This window comes from Streptomyces sp. NPDC002055, assembly GCF_040296705.1.
GTDB lineage: Bacteria > Actinomycetota > Actinomycetes > Streptomycetales > Streptomycetaceae > Streptomyces.
Window position 1 is genome coordinate 1 of the sequence record NZ_JBEOXS010000042.1, and the last position, 15,758, is coordinate 15,758.

Sequence of the window (15,758 nt, forward strand, 5' to 3'; positions counted from 1 at the left end):
ATTTACGGCCCTGGGGGCCACAAATACACGGAAGCTTCCGGAACCCCCACCCCTCCGGCCCCGGCCCCCTCACGTCTCGTCGGCGGCTCTCTCTCTCCCCCCCCCGGAGGCGGGTTGGTGGTGGCCGGAATCCCGGCAGAGCACCGCGCCGACCGCCCCCGGACAGCCCGCGGCGCCTGCCTACGGTCGGGGAGACAGGCGCCGCGGATTGTTCCGTACGACGTTGTACGGGACACCTCGGGACGGAACCGGGCTCGTGCGGTGAGCGCCGGCTCCGTGGCCGGAGGCGGTCGGACGGACGGGGCTCAGACGGTGAGCGACCGGTCCGTCGGTCGGATGGGGGCGGGCAGGGCGCTGTGGCCCGTCAGGAAGCGGTCGACGCCCTTGGCCGCCGAGCGGCCCTCGGCGATCGCCCACACGATGAGCGACTGACCGCGGCCCGCGTCACCGGCGACGTAGACGCCGGGCACGTTGGTCGCGAAGTCGGCGTCGCGCGCGACGTTGCCCCGGGCGTCCAGCTCCAGGCCGAACTGCTGGACGAGGCCGTTCTCCTGGTCGGTGCCGGTGAAGCCCATGGCCAGCGTGACGAGCTGGGCCGGGATCTTCCGCTCGGTGCCCGGCTTCGGCTCCGGCTTGCCGTCCTTGAACTCGACCTCGACCAGGTGCAGGAACTGCACGTTCCCGTCCTCGTCGCCCTCGAAGTGGGTGGTGGAGACGGAGTAGACCCGCTCGCCGCCCTCCTCGTGCGCGGAGGTGACCTTGTAGAGCATCGGGAAGGTCGGCCACGGCTGGTTGGCGTTCCGCTCCGTGCCCGGCTTGGCCATGATCTCCAGCTGGGTGACGGAGGCCGCGCCCTGGCGGTGGGCGGTGCCGACGCAGTCGGCGCCGGTGTCACCGCCGCCGATGACGACGACGTGCTTGCCCTCGGCGGTGATCGGCGGGGCGACGAAGTCGCCCTCCTGCACCTTGTTGGAGAGCGGCAGGTACTCCATCGCCTGGTGGATGCCGTTCAGCTCGCGCCCGGGCACCGGCAGGTCGCGCGCCGTGGTGGAGCCGGCCGCGATGACCACCGCGTCGTACCGCTTGCGGAGCTTCGCCGCGTCGATGTCGCGGCCGATCTCCACCTCGGTGCGGAACTTGGTGCCCTCCGCGCGCATCTGCTCGATGCGGCGGTTGATGTGGCGCTTCTCCATCTTGAACTCGGGGATGCCGTAGCGCAGCAGACCGCCGATGCGGTCGGCGCGCTCGTACACCGCGACCGTGTGGCCGGCCCGGGTCAGCTGCTGGGCGGCGGCCAGACCCGCCGGGCCCGAGCCGATGACCGCGACGGTCTTGCCCGACAGCCGCTCGGGCGGCTGCGGGGTGACGTCACCGGAGTCCCACGCCTTGTCGATGATGGTGACCTCGACGTTCTTGATGGTCACCGGGGGCTGGTTGATGCCCAGCACGCACGCCGACTCGCACGGAGCCGGGCACAGCCGCCCGGTGAACTCCGGGAAGTTGTTGGTCGCGTGCAGCCGCTCGCTCGCCTCGGCCCAGTCCTCGCGGTAGGCGTAGTCGTTCCACTCGGGGATGAGGTTCCCCAGCGGACAGCCGTTGTGGCAGAACGGGATGCCGCAGTCCATGCAGCGGCTGGCCTGCTTGCTGATGATGGGCAGCAGCGAGCCCGGCTTGTAGACCTCGTTCCAGTCCTTGACGCGCTCCTCGACGGGACGCGTCTCGGCGACCTCGCGGCCGGTGGTGAGAAAGCCCTTCGGGTCAGCCATGGGTCGCCGCCTCCATCATCTTCTCGTGGGTCTCGGACTCGGAGAGTCCGGCACGCTCGGCGGCGTCCTTGGCGGCGAGCACGGCCTTGTAGGTGGCCGGGGTGACCTTGCTGAACCGGGTGACCGCGGACTCCCAGTCGGCGAGCAGCTTCTCGGCGACCGTGGAACCGGTCTCCTCCTGGTGGCGCTGCACGGCACCGTGCAGCCACTGCTGGTCGTCGGCGTTCAGCGGGCCGACGGCCGAGGCGAGTTCCTTGTTGACGTTGGCCGGGTCGAGGTCGATCACGTAGGCGAAGCCGCCCGACATGCCGGCCGCGAAGTTCCGTCCGGTGTCCCCGAGCACGACGGCGTTGCCGCCGGTCATGTACTCGCAGCCGTGGTCGCCCACGCCCTCGGACACCACGGTGGCGCCGGAGTTGCGGACGCAGAAGCGCTCGCCGACCCGGCCGCGGAGGTAGATCTCGCCGCCGGTCGCACCGTAGGCGATGGTGTTGCCCGCGATGGTCGAGTACTCGGCGAGGTGGTCGGCGCCGCGGTCCGGGCGGACCACCAGCCGGCCGCCGGAGAGGCCCTTGCCGACGTAGTCGTTGGCGTCGCCCTCCAGCCGCAGGGTGACACCGCGCGGCACGAAGGCGCCGAACGACTGGCCCGCGGAGCCGGTGAAGGTGATGTCGATGGTGTCGTCCGGCAGGCCCGCGCCGCCGAACTTCTTCGTCACCTCGTGGCCCAGCATGGTGCCGACGGTCCGGTTGATGTTACGGACGGCGAGCTGGGCGCGGACGGGCTGGGCCGACTCGGCCGAGTCCGCGGTCAGCGCGTCGGCCGACAGCTTGATCAGCTGGTTGTCGAGCGCCTTCTCCAGCCCGTGGTCCTGCTCGATGACCTGGTGGCGGACGGCTCCGGCGGGGAGGTCCGGCACGTGGAGCAGCGGCTCCAGGTCCAGGCCCTGGGCCTTCCAGTGGTTCACCGCCCGCTGGGTGTCCAGGAGTTCGGCGTGACCGACGGCCTCCTCCAGGGTGCGGAAGCCCAGCTCGGCGAGGAGCTCACGGACCTCCTCGGCGATGAACTGGAAGAAGTTCACCACGAACTCGGCCTTGCCGTTGAAGCGCTCGCGCAGCACCGGGTTCTGGGTGGCGATGCCGACCGGGCAGGTGTCCAGGTGGCAGACGCGCATCATGACGCAGCCGGAGACCACCAGCGGGGCGGTCGCGAAGCCGAACTCCTCGGCGCCGAGCAGCGCGGCGATGACCACGTCGCGGCCGGTCTTCAGCTGGCCGTCGGTCTGCACCACGATGCGGTCGCGCAGGCCGTTGAGCAGCAGCGTCTGCTGGGTCTCGGCGAGGCCGAGCTCCCAGGGGCCGCCCGCGTGCTTCAGCGAGGTGAGCGGCGAGGCGCCGGTGCCGCCGTCGTGGCCGGAGATGAGGACGACGTCCGCGTGCGCCTTGGACACACCCGCGGCGACGGTGCCGACACCGACCTCGGAGACCAGCTTGACGTGAATGCGCGCCTGGGGGTTGGCGTTCTTCAGGTCGTGGATCAGCTGGGCCAGGTCCTCGATGGAGTAGATGTCGTGGTGCGGCGGCGGGGAGATGAGCCCCACGCCCGGCGTCGAGTGCCGGGTCTTCGCGACCCACGGGTACACCTTGTGGCCGGGCAGCTGGCCGCCCTCGCCGGGCTTGGCGCCCTGCGCCATCTTGATCTGGATGTCGTCGGAGTTGACCAGGTATTCGCTGGTCACGCCGAAGCGGCCGGAGGCGACCTGCTTGATGGAGGAGCGGCGCGCCGGGTCGTACAGGCGCTCCGGGTCCTCGCCGCCCTCACCGGTGTTGGACTTGCCGCCCAGCTGGTTCATGGCGATGGCGAGCGTCTCGTGCGCCTCCTGCGAGATGGAGCCGTACGACATGGCGCCGGTGGAGAAGCGCTTGACGATCTCGCTGACGGGCTCGACCTCGTCGACGGGGATCGGCTCGCGGTCGCTCTTGAAGCCGAACAGGCCGCGGAGCGTCATCAGGCGCTCGGCCTGCTCGTCGATCCGCTGCGTGTACTGCTTGAAGATGTCGTAGCGGCGGGCGCGGGTGGCGTGCTGGAGCCGGAAGACGGTGTCCGGGTCGAACAGGTGCGGCTCGCCCTCGCGGCGCCACTGGTACTCGCCGCCGATGTCCAGCGTGCGGTGCGCCGGGGCGATGCCGGAGGCCGGGTAGGCCTTGGCGTGCCGCTCGGCGACCTCGCGGGCGACGACCTCCAGGCCCGCGCCACCGATCTTGGTGGTGGTGCCGTGGAAGTAGGTGTCGACGAACGCCTCGTCCAGGCCGACGGCCTCGAAGACCTGCGCGCCGCGGTAGGAGGCGACGGTGGAGATGCCCATCTTGGACATCACCTTGAGCACACCCTTGCCGAGCGCCTTGATGAGGTTGCGGATGGCGGCCTCGGGGTCGGCGTCCGGGAGGAACGTCCCGGCGCGGACCAGGTCCTCGACCGACTCCATCGCGAGGTACGGGTTGACGGCGGCGGCGCCGTACCCGATGAGCAGCGCGATGTGGTGCACCTCGCGGACGTCGCCGGCCTCGACGAGCAGCCCCACCCGGGTGCGCTGCTTGGTGCGGATGAGGTGGTGGTGCACCGCCGAGGTGAGCAGCAGCGACGGGATCGGCGCGTGCTCGGCGTCGGAGTGCCGGTCGGAGAGCACGATGAGGTGGGCGCCGCCGGCGATCGCGGAGTCGGCCTCGGCGCAGATCTCCTCGATCCGGGCGGCCAGCGACTCGCCGCCGCCGCTGACCCGGTAGAGACCGGAGAGCGTGGTGGCCTTGAAGCCGGGCAGGTCGCCGTCGGCGTTGATGTGGATGAGCTTGGCCAGCTCATCGTTGTCGATCACCGGGAACGGCAGGGTCACGCTGCGACAGGACGCGGCGGTCGGGTCCAGCAGGTTGCCCTGCGGGCCGAGCGAGGAGATCAGCGAGGTGACGAGCTCCTCGCGGATGGCGTCCAGCGGCGGGTTGGTGACCTGCGCGAACAGCTGGGTGAAGTAGTCGAACAGCAGCCGCGGCCGCTCGGAGAGGGCGGCGATCGGCGAGTCGGTGCCCATGGAGCCGATCGGCTCGGCGCCGGTGCGGGCCATGGGCGCGAGCAGGACGCGCAGCTCCTCCTCGGTGTAGCCGAAGGTCTGCTGGCGGCGGGTGACCGAGGCGTGGGTGTGCACGATGTGCTCGCGCTCGGGCAGGTCCTCGAGGTCGATCAGACCGCTCTCCAGCCATTCGCCGTACGGCTGCTCGGCGGCGAGCTGGGCCTTGATCTCGTCGTCCTCGATGATGCGGCCCTCGGCGGTGTCCACGAGGAACATCCGGCCCGGCTGGAGGCGGCCCTTGCGGACGACCTTGGCCGGGTCGATGTCCAGGACGCCGACCTCGGAGGAGAGCACGACCAGGCCGTCGTCGGTGACCCAGTAGCGGCCGGGGCGCAGCCCGTTGCGGTCGAGGACCGCGCCGACCTGGACGCCGTCGGTGAAGGTGACGCAGGCCGGGCCGTCCCAGGGCTCCATCATCGTGGAGTGGTACTGGTAGAAGGCGCGGCGGGCCGGGTCCATGGTGGGGCTGTTCTCCCACGCCTCGGGGACCATCATCAGCACCGAGTGCGGCAGCGACCGGCCGCCGAGGTGGAGCAGCTCCAGGACCTCGTCGAAGGAGGCGGAGTCGGAGGCGTCGGGGGTGCAGACCGGGAAGGTCTCCGCCAGGCCGCCGAACAGGTCGCTGTCGAGCTGGGACTCGCGGGCCCGCATCCAGTTGCGGTTGCCCTGGACGGTGTTGATCTCACCGTTGTGGGCGACGAACCGGTACGGGTGGGCGAGCGGCCAGCTCGGGAAGGTGTTGGTGGAGAACCGCGAGTGGACCAGCGCGACGGCGGTCGCGAAGCGGCGGTCGGACAGGTCCGGGAAGAACGGCTCCAGCTGCCCGGTGGTGAGCATGCCCTTGTAGACCAGGGTCCGGGCGGAGAGCGACGGGAAGTACACGCCGGCCTCGCGCTCGGCGCGCTTGCGCAGCAGGAACGCCTTGCGGTCCAGCGCGATGCCGGTGGCCGCGCCGTCCCGGTCCGCGACGAACAGCTGGGAGAAGGCGGGCATGGTGGCGCGGGCGCCGCTGCCGAGGAGCTCGGGGGCGACGGGGACCTCGCGCCAGCCGAGGACGGTCAGGCCCTGCTCACCGGCGATGGTCTCGATCCGGGCCGCCGCGGCGGCGCCCTCGGCCTCGTCGGCGGGCAGGAAGGCGATGCCGACGGCGTAGGCGCCGGCGTCGGGGAGCTCGAAGGAGACGTTCTCGCGCAGAAACGCGTCCGGGACCTGGAGCAGGATGCCCGCGCCGTCGCCGGAGTCCGGCTCGGAGCCGGTGGCGCCGCGGTGCTCCAGGTTGCGCAGCACGGTGAGCGCCTGCTCCACGAGCTCGTGGCCGGCCTCACCGGTGAGGTTCGCCACGAAACCGACGCCGCAGGCGTCGTGCTCATTGCGAGGGTCGTAAAGGCCCTGCGGAGCGGGGCGCTCGTCCAGGGGCGACCAGGCAGTGGTGTCACCGGTCGCGGAGTGCGTGGACGCGGAACGCATCGGCTCTCCCGTCGTCGTCGTGGCAGTGTCAGTGCCGAGGGACGACGTTGGCCCTCTGCGCAAATTTTCGTGCAGGTTACATGATGGCCCCGCTTCCCAAGAAGCGGATACCTCATTTCACAATGCGGACACCACGGATACTGGTGGATGAGGGGCCGTGTACGGACGGGTCGCCATCCCTGGGCCCCGGGGCGCGACAGGCGACTCTGCCCGCAGCGCTTTCGGCTCTTTCCCGCTCGTTGCCGGACTGAAACCGTTCAGAAACACTCAACTGCCGAAACGACCTGGTCCTGCGCGTCCGCCGGCGCGGATCCCTATCCGACCGCGGTGCCGAACAGCGCACCGAGCCCGAAGGTGACCGCGGCAGCGGTTCCGCCCAGTATCAGCTGTCGGAGCCCGCTGTACCACCAGGAGCGGGCCGTGACCCTGGCCACGACGGCGCCACAGGCGAAGAGGCCCAGCAGCGCCAGCAGCACCGCGGGCCACAGGGCGACGGCGCCGAGCAGGTAGGGCAGGACCGGCAGCAGCGCGCCCAGCGCGAACGATCCGAAGGACGAGACGGCGGCGACCGCGGGCGAGGGCAGGTCTCCCGGGTCGATGCCCAGCTCCTCCCGCGCGTGGATCTCCAGGGCCTGCTCGGGGTCGGTGGACAGCTGCCGGGCGACCTCGGCGGCGAGGCCCGGCTCGACCCCGCGCGAGACGTAGAGCTCGGCCAGCTCCTGCTGCTCGTCCTTGGGGTGCTTGCGCAGCTCGCGCCGCTCCACCTCCAGCTCGGCCAGGACCAGCTCGCGCTGGGAGGCGACCGAGGTGTACTCGCCCGCCGCCATCGAGAACGCCCCGGCGGCCAGACCGGCCAGACCGGTGATGACCAGCGTCTTCGACGCGACGTCGCCACCCGCCACGCCGGTGATCAGGGCGAGGTTGGAGACCAGTCCGTCCATCGCGCCGAAGACCGCGGGCCGCAGCCAGCCACCGTTGACGTCCCGGTGGGTGTGGTTGTCGCGGTGGGACTCGTGCAGTGCGGCGGCATTGTCGATGACGGACATGAGCGGTGGGTCTCCCTTCCCCGGGAAGGGCCTGCCGCCCTCCCCCACGGCTTCGAAACTACGCAGGAGGAACCGTGATCCGCCAGCAAGGAAGGCCGAACTTACCGCTGTGACCTGCGGTTTCGTCGCGGGGCGGGGAAAAGTCGAGGGCGCGGCCCGCAAGGAGGGCCACACACGACGACCGCCGGCCCGCTGTGTGCGGACCGGCGGTCGTGAGGTGGTACGGAGCGTCGTGCGGCGGTCAGGACTTCTTGGAGGTCTCGGACTCGGACGTCGACACCGCTGACCCGGTGCCCTTGCCCTTCTCCTCGGCGGCAGCGTCCTTCTCCGCGAGGGCCCCGGACTTCGCGCCCTGCCCGCCGGCCGCGCCTTCCGAGGTCTTCGCGTCCTTCACGTCCTTCGTGGCCTTCGTAGCCGTCGCGCCCTTTGTGGCGGCCTTCGCCGCGGGCGAGCCCTCGGCATCCCCCTCGCCGGCGCCGTCCTCCGCGCGGGCCGCTTCCGCCGCGGGCTCGACCACGGCCTCGCGCCCCGGGAACTTCCGGGCGGCGACGATCATGTAGCCGACGGCGGCCAGGAACACCAGGATCGAGGTCCACACATTGAGACGGACACCCAGGATGTGGTGGGCCTCGTCGATCCGCATGTACTCGATCCAGCCGCGGCCCACGGTGTAGGCGGCGACGTAGAGCGCGAACGCCCGGCCGTGGCCGAGCTTGAAGCGGCGGTCCGCCCAGATGACCAGCAGGGCCACGCCCACGCACCACAGCGACTCGTACAGGAACGTCGGGTGGTAGGTGCCCGCGATCTTGCCCACGGCGGGGTTGGCGTCGATCTTCAGGGCCCAGGGCACGTCGGTCGGCTTGCCGTAGAGCTCCTGGTTGAACCAGTTGCCCCAGCGGCCGAGCGCCTGGGCGAGCGCGATACCGGGCGCGACCGCGTCCGCGTACGCGGGGAGCGGGATGCCCCGGCGCCGGCAGCCGATCCAGGCGCCGACCGCGCCGAGGGCGATGGCGCCCCAGATACCGAGGCCGCCCTCCCAGATCTTGAGGGCGTCGACCGGGTTCCCGTTCTTGCCGAAGTACGGCTCGTACGTGGTGATCACGTGGTAGAGGCGGCCGCCGACCAGGCCGAACGGCACCGCCCAGACGGCGATGTCGGCGACGGTCCCGGCCAGGCCGCCGCGCGCGACCCACCGGCGGTTGCCGAGCCAGACGGCGGCGAATACGCCGAGGATGATGCAGAACGCGTAGCCGCGCAGCGGGATCGGTCCGAGGTGGATCACGCCGGTCGACGGGCTGGGAATGTATGCGAGGTCCATGGCGACACCGACGCTACCGTGCCGGACGGGAAGTGCGGCAATCCGCCCGGCAACGGCTGCGTAACGTCAGCCCCTTGCGCCCCTACTGTCCCGTGGGCGACGCGGACTTCGCGGCGTCCTCGACGGCCTTCCTCAGCTTCTGCGGGGTCAGCGGATCCTGCTGGTTGCTGTAGACGTCCTTGCCATTGAGCAGCACGGTCGGGGTGCCCTGGCGGTTGGAGCTGGTGAAGGCCTCGTTGGCCTTCTGCACCCAGGCGTCGTGGGAGCCGTCCTCGACGCAGGTGCGGAAGGTGTCGGTGACCAGGCCGGGCACCTTGCCCGCCAGCTCGATCAGATAGTCCTTGTTGGCGAAGGCGTCGTTCTGCTCCGGCGGCTGATTGTCGTAGAGCACGTCGTGGTACGGCTGGAACTTGCCGGCGTCCTGGGCGCAGGCCGCCGCGTTGGCCGCGTTCAGCGAGCCCCGGCCGCCCAGATTGCCGTCGATGATGGTGACCAGGTGGTACTGGGCCCGGAGCCGGCCCGCGCGCTCCAGCTCGTGGACGGTGCTGCGGAAGCCGCGCTCGAACTGGGCACAGGCCGGGCAGCGGAAGTCCTCGTAGACCGTGAGCACCGACGGCGCGGCGGGCTTCCCCACCGGGATCGCCAGGCTGTCCTCGCCGTTCGCCCCGGTCGGCGCGACCACGGGCCCCTCGGCCTCGTCGTCGCTCCCGGTGCTGCTGACCGCGACGCCGATGGCCGCGGCGATGCCGAGCACCGCCACTCCGGCGGCGCCGACGATCAGCGCCCGCTTGCGCTTGTCCCGGGACCTCTCCCGATCGCGCTCTTCCTGCAGCCGCTCGCGGGCGCTGCGCTTTCCCTCTCGGTTCTTGTCGCTCACACCCTGAAGGAACGAACCGGGGAGGCCTTAAGCGGCCTCCCCGGTCGCAGATCCACCCTTATGGGCGAGTCAGCCGCGGCGGCGGACGCCCTCCGCCAGCTCGCCCGCGAGCGTCCGGACCCCGGTGAGACCGGTCTCCAGGTCCGGGGCGTCGAGCAGCCGCTTGACGAAGGCGGATCCGACGATCACCCCGTCCGCGAACTGAGCCACCTGAGCGGCCTGGTCCGCGTCGGACACCCCGAGCCCGACGCAGACCGGCAGCGCGGTGGTCGCCTTGGTGCGCCGCACCAGGTCCTGGGCCTGCTCCCCGACCGACTCCCGGGTGCCGGTGACGCCCATGAGCGAGGCCGCGTAGACGAAGCCGCTGCCCACCGCGGTGATCTTGGCGAGCCGTTCGTCACGGCTGCTGGGCGCGACCACGAAGACCGTCGCCAGACCGTGCTGCTCGGCGGCCTTCCGCCACACCTCGGACTCCTCGACCGGCAGGTCGGGCAGGATGCAGCCCGCTCCCCCGGCCTCGGCCAGCTCGGCGGCGAACCGCTCGGCGCCGTAGCGGTCGACGGGGTTCCAGTACGTCATGCACAGCACCGGCGCCCCGGTCGCGGCGTGCGCCTCGCGGACCGTCCGCACGACGTCGGCGATCCGCACCCCGCCCCGGAGGGCGATGTCGTCGGCGGTCTGGATGACCGGGCCGTCCAGGACCGGGTCGCTGTGCGGCAGGCCCACCTCGACGATGTCGCAGCCGCCCTCGACCATCGCGGTCACGGCCCGGACACCGGCGTCGACGGTCGGGAATCCGGCCGGCAGATATCCGACGAGCGCGGACCGGCCCTCCTCCTTCGCCCGGGCCAGCACGGAACCCAGCAGCTCCACGTTTCCCGCCATCACTCGGTCCCCTCGGTCTCGTCGGCCTCGACGGCGTCCGTCGGGTCGTACAGCCCGAAGTACCGGGCAGCGGTGTCCATGTCCTTGTCGCCGCGGCCGGAGAGATTGACGAGCACCAGCCCGTCCGGCCCCAGCTCCCGGCCCAGCTCCAGCGCCCCGTGCAGGGCGTGGGCGCTCTCGATCGCCGGGATGATGCCCTCGGTCTCCGAGAGCAGCCGCAGCGCCTGCATCGCCTGGTCGTCCGTGACCGGCCGGTACTCGGCACGGCCGGCGTCCTTCAGATACGAGTGCTCGGGGCCGATGCCCGGGTAGTCCAGACCGGCCGAGATCGAGTACGGCTCGGTGATCTGCCCCTCGTCGTCCTGGAGCACGTAGCTGCGGGAGCCGTGCAGGATGCCCGGCTCGCCGACGCTCAGGGTGGCGGCGTGCTCACCGGACTCGACGCCGTGGCCCGCGGCCTCCAGACCGACCAGCCGCACGCTCTCGTCGGGGATGAAGGCGTGGAACAGGCCGATGGCGTTCGAGCCGCCGCCGACGCACGCGGCCACGGCGTCCGGCAGGCGCCCGGTGCGCTCCAGGAGCTGCCGCCGCGCCTCGACGCCGATCACCCGGTGGAAGTCCCGCACCATGGCCGGGAACGGGTGCGGCCCCGCGACCGTCCCGAACAGGTAGTGCGTCCGGTCGACGTTGGCGACCCAGTCGCGGAACGCCTCGTTGATCGCGTCCTTCAGGGTCCGGCTGCCCGACTTCACGGCGACGACCTCCGCCCCGAGCATCCGCATCCGGGCCACGTTGAGGGCCTGCCGCTCGGTGTCGATCTCGCCCATGTAGATCACGCACTCGAGACCGAACAGCGCACAGGCCGTCGCGGTGGCGACGCCGTGCTGGCCGGCACCGGTCTCGGCGATGACCCGGGTCTTGCCCATGCGCTTGGTCAGCAGGGCCTGCCCCAGCACATTGTTGATCTTGTGGGACCCGGTGTGGTTGAGGTCCTCCCGCTTGAGGAAGATCCGCGCTCCCCCGGCGTGCTCGGCGAACCGGGTCACCTCGGTGAGGGCGCTCGGCCGGCCCGTGTAGTTGACGAGCAGGTCCTCCAGCTCGGCCGCGAAGGCCGGATCGGCCTTCGCCTTCTCGTACTCGGCGGCCACCTCGTCCACCGCGGCGACCAGCGCCTCGGGAATGAACTTGCCACCGAAGGCACCGAAGTACCCCTCGGCACTGGGAATGCGGCCCTCGGGGTCCGGAATGAAGAAGTCAGACGACATCCGACGTACTCCTCAAAAGGGGCAGTGCCCCATATATCTCGGCATAGGAACAACGCTACGCGAAGGCAACTGCGCTATCGCCCGTCCGGGCACGGCCAGGAAAGCCACGTCGCGACCCACCGGGAGCCGCGAGACGAACGCGAGGCGGGCCACCGACGGAAGCTACCTCCGGGGCCGGGGAGATCGGGCCACCGACGGGAGGTGACGGGGCCGGAGGGCTGGGGGTTCCGGGAAGCTGCCGTGTATTTGTGGGCCCCCAGGGCCCGTAAATATACGTTCCCGGAACCCCCAGCCCGGAGGCCCCGGCACCGTCACTCACGCAACGACCGGCAGCAAAGACACCTCACGCCACCAGCGACCCGCACAGCCCACCGGCCCCGCAGACGCGAGCCCGAGGACACAACCCCGTGCAGACGCGACCCCGGGAACACGACCCCGCAGGCAGAAAACCCGCAGCCCGAGCCGGACGGCTAAAGCGCAGTCGCCCGACGCCATCGCATCCCGTTGACCTGCCCCGGCTCACAGCCGATCACATACCGCACCCGACGCCCCCGCACCCGACGCGCAGGCGCGCGACAGCCCCGCGGCCTGCAGCCGCGAGCCAACCGGGCGTAGGCGTGCACGACGGTCTCAGCCCCGCCCGTGCCGCAGCGCCGGGTGCGCACCGGCGGCCACCAGGTCGGCCACGGCCGCCTTCGGGTCCCGCCCGGTGACGAGCGACTCGCCCACCAGCACGGCGTCGGCGCCCTCGTTCGCGTAGGCGATCAGGTCGTGCGGCCCGCGCACACCCGATTCCGCGATCTTCACGACGTGGTCCGGGATCTCCGGCGCGATGCGCGCGAAGTTGCCGCGGTCCACCTCGAGGGTCTTGAGGTTGCGGGCGTTGATCCCGATGATCCGCGCTCCGGCGGCCACCGCCCGCTCGGCCTCCTCCTCGTCGTGCGCCTCGACGAGCGGGGTGAGCCCGATGGACTCGGCCCGCTCGATCAGCGACACCAGGGCTTCCTGGTCGAGGGCGGCCACGATCAGCAGGGCGAGGTCCGCGCCGTACGCCCGGGCCTCCCACAGCTGGTAGGCGGTGACGATGAAGTCCTTGCGCAGCACCGGGATGTCGACCTTGGCCCGGACGGCCTCGAGGTCGGCCAGCGAGCCGCCGAACTTGCGCTGCTCGGTGAGGACGCTGATGACGGACGCGCCGCCCGCTTCGTAGTCGGCGGCGAGCCCGGCCGGGTCGGCGATCGCGGCGAGCGCGCCCTTGGACGGGCTGGAGCGCTTGACCTCGCAGATCACCTTGACGCTGTCACCGCGGAGCGCGGCGGCGCCGTCCTTGGCCTGGGGAGCCTTCGCGGCCCGCTCCTTGAGCTCGTCGAGGCTGACGCGCGCCTGCCGCTCGGCGAGGTCGGCGCGGACTCCGTCGATGATCTCGTCGAGCACACTCACGCGAGAGGCCCCCTTCCGGTCCTGAGCAATCGGTCTGCGCCCTGAAGGCGCTGCCCCATCCGGTGCTTCCTGGGGCACTGCGATGGTATCCGGCCGAAGGCGGAGGTCCCGCATCCGGTGGACCGCAGTCCCACGACCTGGACATTCCGCTGGACCAGCGGAACTTCCGCAGCGCTCGGCAGGGTCGGCCTCATGGCACCAGCCCCCTTCCGAGGGGCGTATTCCGGACAGCGGTGAAGATCAGTGCCAGCGCCGCGAGCGACCACCCGTGGACGGGGCGCGGCCGCAGCTCCAAGGGGCGCCCGGTCGCCGCCCGGACGAGCCAGACGGCGAGGAAGACGGCGAACCCGGCGTACGCCAGGACCGCCAGGGCGTTGGCGTGGAGCGCGGTGGCCAGCTCGCCGTGGGCGACGGCGTGGGCGCTGCGCAGGCCCCCGCAGCCGGGGCAGTGGATCCCGGTCCAGCGGAGCAGCGGGCAGGCGGGGTAGTGGCCGGGCTCGTTCGGATCCACCGCGGCGACCCAGCCGAAGGCCGCGACCACTCCGGCGAGGACGGCGAGCGGGGGCACCACGGCGGCTCCCCGGCCGGTGCTCCCGGTCCGCGCCGGGCCGGGAGTACCGGCCGGCGGGCCGCCCGGGGGCACTGCGGTGCGGGGGGCTGCGGTGCCGGGCCCTGCGCTGCCGGACACTGCGGTGCCGGACACTGCGCCGGCGGGCTGCTCCACGGATTCGTCGCTCACACCGCCGAGTGTCCTCGCAGACGGCGGACGGCGCAGCTCAGCACGGCCCGCGAGCGGCACGGGCCGCGGCCGGCACGGGCTCGCTCACCGGCGGAGCGGGGCCGGGTCCGTGGCCTGCCGAACGCACCACCGCGTCACACCGGTCCTACGGACCACGACCCTGGGTTCCGGCCCCGGCCCGCGCAGGGCACCCGAACCGGGCCCCTCCGCATTCGCAGGCCGGAACCCGCACCGGGCCCTGGCCCCGGGCCCGCCCTCGCCCGGAACCGCCGCGTCCCGGCCGGGGCGGCGACTCCGGCCGGGACGTGGCGGTTCAGGTCCTCGCCAGCGGTCAGCTCTGCGGCTGGGCGGCCTGCGGGCGCTGGACGGCGGTGGACTTGGGCTGCCCCATGCCCGCGGCACGCATCGCCAGGCCCACGAGACCACCGATGGCGACGACGACAAGGCCCGCCACGAAGCCGACGGGCTCGGCCGCGACCGTGTAGGCACCGGAGATGGCGAAGCCGATGAAGGCGATGGTGACGCCGGTCCAGGCGGCCGGGGTGTGTCCGTGGGCGTTGCCCGCCATGAGTACTCCTCGTTGCAGTGTCGCTCCCCGGGGCTGAAGTCCACGGGGAACGGCCCCCGGGTCGGGGTGCGGTGAAAGCTCAGGCTCATTCTCCCCGACGCATGGGGCGGGTGTGAGCGGGGGTCGGCCCAACCGGATCAGTGGTGGATCGGCCGGCGACCCGCTGCCGGCGGGCCGTGTCCCCACCGCCGGTCTGCTGTCGAGTCCCCCGGTCCCCGGGGACCGGTCGTGCGCCCTGCCGCGAAGGGGCCGGGGTGCCTGCCGGTCGGGGAACCGGCGGGCGGGCCGGCCGGGAACCACCCGAGGGGGTCAGTCCCCCGCGCGTCGGATCCGCGCCGACCGCATGCCGACCGCCCTGATCCAGGCCGGATCCAGGCCGGATCCAGGCCGGATCCAGGGCGGGCACGCAGACGGCGGTCAGCCCCCACGGGCATCCAGACGGGCATCCAGACGGCAGTCAGTCAGTCCCCGCGAGCTCCAGGCGCGCCGTCAGTCCCCGCGGGTCGGGTCCTCGCCGCGGTCGAGGGCCTTCCACAGCTCCTCGGGCCGGTCGGGGTCGGCGGCGGCCAGCGTACGGCCCCGGGCGGGGCGCTCCGCCCGCTCGTACCGGCCCGACATGGCGGGCCACCCACGGCCGTACCGGAGCGCGAGCAGCCCCGCGAGCAGCAGCAGGACCCCGCCGGCGGCGGAGAGCCAGGGCCAGGCGGTGTGGCTGACGTGTGCGACCCCGGCGTCGGCGAGTCCGGTGGCCTTCGCAGCCTCGGCGCGCAGCGCGTCGGTGTCGGTCGCCCCGAGGACGGAGGTGAGGACGATCGCGGCGCCGCAGAGCGTGAGCAGGGCGGCGACGGCGATCCGGCCGAGGCGGCGCACGGCGAGGACCGCGACGAGGGCGGCGAGGCCGACCACGGCGAGCGCGGCGGGCAGGCCGGTGACGTCGCGGCCGTCGGCGGAGACCGGGAGTGCGCCCTGCCCGGCGCCGGTCCGGCCCTCTCCCCAGGTCTGGGCCCCGGTGAGGAGCACCAGCGCGGCGCCCAGGGCGCCGATCAGCAGGGCGACGGCGAGACTGCGCCGCCCGCCGCCGGCGCGGGCTGCGGGCTCGGCGGGCGGGTTCTCGGCGGCTTCGGTGCGGGGCTGGGGTACGGCGCTCACCCCACCACTATCCCGCGTCCGCACGGCTCCCCGTCACGCGCCCCCCGGCGGGCGCCGGGCCGCCCCTACGCAGTCGTCGGCCGGGCACCGCCCGGGGAGGACCGCACGTGGTGCTTT

The 15,758-nt window shown here is 72.4% G+C and carries 12 protein-coding genes; all 12 read right to left on the reverse strand.

The genetic code is table 11. The features are described 5' to 3' along the window. Positions 1–305: 305 nt before the first annotated feature. The 12 genes from ABT112_RS24010 to ABT112_RS24065 all read right to left on the reverse strand — a co-directional run bounded on the left by ABT112_RS24010 (position 306) and on the right by ABT112_RS24065 (position 15,641). On the reverse strand, positions 306–1,766 hold the full coding sequence (locus ABT112_RS24010) for a glutamate synthase subunit beta (RefSeq protein ID WP_351512780.1): 1,461 nt from the start codon (positions 1,764–1,766) through the stop codon (positions 306–308). After that, positions 1,759–6,354, reverse strand: a complete 4,596-nt coding sequence (gene gltB / locus ABT112_RS24015) for a glutamate synthase large subunit (protein WP_351512782.1) — start codon at positions 6,352–6,354, stop codon at positions 1,759–1,761. The genes ABT112_RS24010 and gltB overlap by 8 nt, the downstream gene beginning before the upstream one ends. 314 nt (positions 6,355–6,668) lie before the next feature. Next, positions 6,669–7,400 carry a VIT1/CCC1 transporter family protein gene (locus tag ABT112_RS24020; protein ID WP_351512784.1) on the reverse strand — a complete coding sequence of 244 codons (732 nt, stop codon included), beginning with the start codon at positions 7,398–7,400 and terminating at the stop codon, positions 6,669–6,671. A gap of 241 nt (positions 7,401–7,641) precedes the next feature. Then, the gene (gene lgt, locus ABT112_RS24025) at positions 7,642–8,718 is read right to left on the reverse strand and encodes a prolipoprotein diacylglyceryl transferase (protein WP_351512786.1); all 1,077 of its coding nucleotides are present in this window, start codon (positions 8,716–8,718) and stop codon (positions 7,642–7,644) included. An 82-nt stretch (positions 8,719–8,800) separates the two neighbouring features. Then, positions 8,801–9,595 (reverse strand): thioredoxin domain-containing protein, encoded by a 795-nt coding sequence (locus ABT112_RS24030; RefSeq protein ID WP_351512788.1) that lies wholly within the window; start codon positions 9,593–9,595, stop codon positions 8,801–8,803. A gap of 69 nt (positions 9,596–9,664) precedes the next feature. Continuing rightward, positions 9,665–10,480, reverse strand: coding sequence for a tryptophan synthase subunit alpha (gene trpA / locus ABT112_RS24035; protein WP_351512790.1), 816 nt, complete (start codon positions 10,478–10,480; stop codon positions 9,665–9,667). Beyond that, the gene (gene trpB / locus ABT112_RS24040) at positions 10,480–11,745 is read right to left on the reverse strand and encodes a tryptophan synthase subunit beta (RefSeq protein WP_351512792.1); all 1,266 of its coding nucleotides are present in this window, start codon (positions 11,743–11,745) and stop codon (positions 10,480–10,482) included. The genes trpA and trpB overlap by 1 nt, the downstream gene beginning before the upstream one ends. A 470-nt stretch (positions 11,746–12,215) precedes the next feature. Continuing rightward, complete coding sequence (trpM, locus tag ABT112_RS24045; RefSeq protein WP_351512794.1) at positions 12,216–12,410, reverse strand: tryptophan biosynthesis modulator TrpM; 195 nt, start codon at positions 12,408–12,410, stop codon at positions 12,216–12,218. Further along, positions 12,376–13,185 carry an indole-3-glycerol phosphate synthase TrpC gene (gene trpC / locus ABT112_RS24050; RefSeq protein WP_351512796.1) on the reverse strand — a complete coding sequence of 270 codons (810 nt, stop codon included), beginning with the start codon at positions 13,183–13,185 and terminating at the stop codon, positions 12,376–12,378. The genes trpM and trpC overlap by 35 nt, the downstream gene beginning before the upstream one ends. A 190-nt stretch (positions 13,186–13,375) precedes the next feature. Next, positions 13,376–13,924, reverse strand: a complete 549-nt coding sequence (locus ABT112_RS24055; protein WP_502975427.1) for a DUF2752 domain-containing protein — start codon at positions 13,922–13,924, stop codon at positions 13,376–13,378. 331 nt (positions 13,925–14,255) lie between these two features. After that, on the reverse strand, positions 14,256–14,492 hold the full coding sequence (locus ABT112_RS24060; RefSeq protein WP_351512798.1) for an HGxxPAAW family protein: 237 nt from the start codon (positions 14,490–14,492) through the stop codon (positions 14,256–14,258). A 489-nt stretch (positions 14,493–14,981) separates the two neighbouring features. Next, a complete protein-coding gene (locus ABT112_RS24065; protein ID WP_351512800.1) occupies positions 14,982–15,641 on the reverse strand; it encodes a TIGR02234 family membrane protein in 660 nt (219 codons plus the stop codon). Between the last annotated feature and the right edge of the window lie 117 nt (positions 15,642–15,758).

What these genes read in the sequence shown, in the direction of transcription:
- ABT112_RS24010 (WP_351512780.1), bottom strand. Translation starts at nt 1,766, where the DNA reads ATGGCTGACCCGAAGGGCTTTCTCACCACCGGCCGCGAGGTCGCCGAG.
- gltB (WP_351512782.1), bottom strand. Translation starts at nt 6,354, where the DNA reads ATGCGTTCCGCGTCCACGCACTCCGCGACCGGTGACACCACTGCCTGG.
- ABT112_RS24020 (WP_351512784.1), bottom strand. Translation starts at nt 7,400, where the DNA reads ATGTCCGTCATCGACAATGCCGCCGCACTGCACGAGTCCCACCGCGAC.
- lgt (WP_351512786.1), bottom strand. Translation starts at nt 8,718, where the DNA reads ATGGACCTCGCATACATTCCCAGCCCGTCGACCGGCGTGATCCACCTC.
- trpA (WP_351512790.1), bottom strand. Translation starts at nt 10,480, where the DNA reads ATGGCGGGAAACGTGGAGCTGCTGGGTTCCGTGCTGGCCCGGGCGAAG.
- trpB (WP_351512792.1), bottom strand. Translation starts at nt 11,745, where the DNA reads ATGTCGTCTGACTTCTTCATTCCGGACCCCGAGGGCCGCATTCCCAGT.
- ABT112_RS24060 (WP_351512798.1), bottom strand. Translation starts at nt 14,492, where the DNA reads ATGGCGGGCAACGCCCACGGACACACCCCGGCCGCCTGGACCGGCGTC.